Origin of the sequence: Microcoleus sp. PH2017_35_SFW_U_B (genome assembly GCF_020737865.1) — a bacterium.
In the GTDB taxonomy this organism is placed as follows: Bacteria; Cyanobacteriota; Cyanobacteriia; order Cyanobacteriales; family Microcoleaceae; genus Microcoleus.
Genome location: NZ_JAEQDE010000200.1, coordinates 1 through 2,855 on the forward strand (window position 1 = coordinate 1; position 2,855 = coordinate 2,855).

Sequence of the window (2,855 nt, forward strand, 5' to 3'; positions counted from 1 at the left end):
GAGCTATCTTAAGACTCGCGAGCTATCTTAAGACTCGCGAGCTATCTTAAGACTCGCGAGCTATCTTAAGACTCGCGAGCTATCTTAAGACTCGCGAGCGGGACGCTCGCACTGCACGATAACTAATTAAGATTCAGCCATTTTTGAGCATTAAGCCGCTGGACGACACCAAAGACCATGAGGTCTAGGGTAATCTTGCGCTCGTCTATCAAAAAAGGCTCTAAAGTGCTGGTTTTGGTGTTATTTTCAGCGCAGGAAAATGCTCTTTGACTTTGAATATCTTCTTGAGGAAAATACAAGTTAAATTGGCGCTGACCTTCTTGAAATTTACCAATTACTTGCCAGCAATCTCCGGCGGAACTCATGCCAGCAACGGGGAGTTTTTGCTTGGTCAAACTCACATCTAAATCCTTAACGCCCTGCTTGGTCAAAGCAGTTTGCAAGGCGGGCAAATAATCTTGTTGAATAAATTCCGCAAAGGGCTTGTCTTCAACAGCAGGTGCTTTTTCCTTTTTAGCTTTAGCTGGGGGCTTGTCACCGTCTGGCTTGGCGGCCGCTTTTTTAGCAGCGGGCGCAGGCTTGTCAGCGCTGGGGATGTCGCTGGTTTCCGGAGTGTCGGAACTCGGAGCGTTTTCAGCAGAAAGGGCCTCTGTTTCGGCTTCGCCTGCTGCTGGATTTTTCGGTTCTTCTGCCATTGGTGCTTCCTTTTAAAAAGTGATGAGTAGAGGAGTCAGGAGTCAGGAGTCAGTAGTTGTTTGTTGGTTGTTATTTGTTGTTAGTTTTAGTTGTTGTTTCTAATAACCAATAACTAATAACCAATAACTACTAACCGATGACTACTGACTAATGACTGAGGACTATGCTTATTCTAAATCTCAGCGACAGCTCGTTCAATCAAACGGTGGGCGAGAGTTTGAACGCCCGTGTGTTCGTAGTAGTTGGTAGTCATGTCCAGGAAAGCGCCCACGTAGTCCACCTTGTCGGCAGAAATTTCCACAAAACTCTGTAAGTGCCCCATAACGTTTTGGGGAGTCAAACCTCGATCGCTCACAAACGAGCCCATCCAGCCGGAAACCGAGTTAAAGCTTTCGCCGATAAATCCGAGTTGGCCTGCGGGATTACCACCAGGAATCATACCGCCGATCGACTTAAACGCCGGATTGTCTTGCAAATCGCTAGGGGAGAGCTTTTGAATCCAAGACTGAGTAGCCATGATAAAGTCTGGGCCCAGGGGAATCAAACCATCAAAACAAACCAAAGCAGCCATCCGCATCAGGGATTCACCGCCGTAGTCGCCCAAAGCCCCGGCAAAATCGCCGATGCTGTCGCCAGGAATGCCGTTAATTTGGCAAAAAGCGAGCAATTCAGTGACTAATTTTAGAGAAAGGTCGATCGTCTGAGCTTTTTCAGGCTTGGGGGTGAGATTTCCCAGCACGGACAAAAACGGCACATTTTGGGCGACTTTGTTAGCTAGGGCTGCTGTACCGAGGGCGCTAGAGGCACTGTCGATCGTTTGGTAAAGCCAGAGAGCGCGTTGGTAGCCTTCCGATTTATCGTTGTAGAGGGTGATGGCCCGATCGCCAATTTGCTGGATCATATCTTCGTCAGTTTCGCCTGTTACCGTACGAATGGTATTTTCAAAGCCAACTAAATTGTTCCACTCGCCTGGAACAACAAAGTCAAGCGCTCGCAGGGCTTTGACAGTCATGTTGTCTTTAGGCAGTTGATCGACTAATTCAAAGACTGTTTTGCTCACAAAAAACTCCTTGTTGAACAGAAATCAAAGGTATTACTTTTGGTAGATGGCAAGAACTTCACAGTCTGATTTTGGCAGACATAGTTTTGATAGCGCCAGAGCTAGAGTCGGGCGAGAAGTTCGATCTGAGACACTGCTATTTCACACTAGCAAGGCCGCTCAGGTTAAATTTTGACAGCCAAGCTTCGCGCTCGCTAGCGGTAAAAGAGGGATCGCGGGATTGAACTTTGACTTGATAGCGATTTGCCACTAAAACAGCAGTGATGTTAGCGCCCTGACTGACAGCGGGATAGCCGCTAATTTGCTTGGTGCTTTGCTGGAATTTGGCTCCGGCGCTGGGGTTGCCGGCGATGTCGTTAATCGAAAGCACCGCGACATTTTTACCGCCTTTGTTCAGTTTAGCTTCAGCAAAACCGGATTTTTCTTGAGCGAAAACGCGATCGAATCCGCCGCCAGCAGACGGGAAGTATTTATTTAACTTACCGCCTGCAACTGCCTTCTTGGGCAGGTTTTGATTACTAGCAGTGGATTTGTCAGCATTTGTCTGCTTGGCTTTAGTCGATTTTTGGGTGCTTTCCTGCTGGGCTTTGTCCCAGCGGGAGGGGGGCTGATTCTGACCGCAGGAAGTCACGAGCAGCAGTACCGAGATCAGAAATGGAGCTAAGATTCGGCGTGCGGGGGGAAATTGCATCGCTCTCTCCTCATTAGTAGGTTTCCATAACAATTGTGGCTCACGATTTACCAATTTGTCTTCCCCGAGCGAGTGATTTGTGTCCTTTGCGAAAAAATCCTCTGCCCGCAGGCAGAGGATTTTTTGCAATTGCGAGTTTTGAAGGAAGAAGAAAGAAAGATTGCTCCACAGATCAATTCTGGGGATGAGGTAAAAAAACTAAGTTTTTTGATGGCCAGCAATCTCAAAACAATTTTCGCTGATTTTCCCGAGATTTATCTAGAGGTTTCAGAGGAATTGTCCGTCAATCGTGTTGCTTCGGCCTTCCAACTTAGGGGCTTGCAATTAAATATAACCCCAGTTATCCTAGAAGAGTAGGAACCAAAAAATCTGACATAAGTGGTTGTGACTTCTGTAAGTGGGATGCTA

Annotated in this window: 4 protein-coding genes; 1 reads left to right on the top strand and 3 read right to left on the bottom strand. The window is 47.3% G+C overall.

Annotated elements, in window-relative coordinates; all coding sequences use genetic code 11:
• Positions 1–122 precede the first annotated feature (122 nt).
• From JGK36_RS33630 to JGK36_RS33640, 3 genes are all read right to left on the bottom strand, one after another.
• Positions 123–695 carry a DUF2996 domain-containing protein gene (locus JGK36_RS33630; RefSeq protein WP_293187126.1) on the bottom strand — a complete coding sequence of 191 codons (573 nt, stop codon included), beginning with the start codon at positions 693–695 and terminating at the stop codon, positions 123–125.
• A 173-nt stretch (positions 696–868) separates the two neighbouring features.
• The gene (locus JGK36_RS33635) at positions 869–1,756 is read right to left on the bottom strand and encodes a hypothetical protein (RefSeq protein WP_293187127.1); all 888 of its coding nucleotides are present in this window, start codon (positions 1,754–1,756) and stop codon (positions 869–871) included.
• Positions 1,757–1,892: 136 nt separating this feature from the next.
• Positions 1,893–2,447, bottom strand: coding sequence for a hypothetical protein (locus JGK36_RS33640; RefSeq protein WP_293187128.1), 555 nt, complete (start codon positions 2,445–2,447; stop codon positions 1,893–1,895).
• Positions 2,448–2,570: 123 nt separating this feature from the next.
• On the opposite strand from JGK36_RS33640, the gene JGK36_RS33645 reads away from it, so the two are divergent.
• Positions 2,571–2,804, top strand: coding sequence for a hypothetical protein (locus tag JGK36_RS33645; RefSeq protein WP_293196180.1), 234 nt, complete (start codon positions 2,571–2,573; stop codon positions 2,802–2,804).
• The last annotated feature ends 51 nt before the right edge of the window (positions 2,805–2,855 follow it).

Bases quoted from the DNA above. Each gene is read 5' to 3' on its own strand.
- JGK36_RS33630 (WP_293187126.1), bottom strand. From the start codon at position 695: ATGGCAGAAGAACCGAAAAATCCAGCAGCAGGCGAAGCCGAAACAGAG.
- JGK36_RS33640 (WP_293187128.1), bottom strand. From the start codon at position 2,447: ATGCAATTTCCCCCCGCACGCCGAATCTTAGCTCCATTTCTGATCTCG.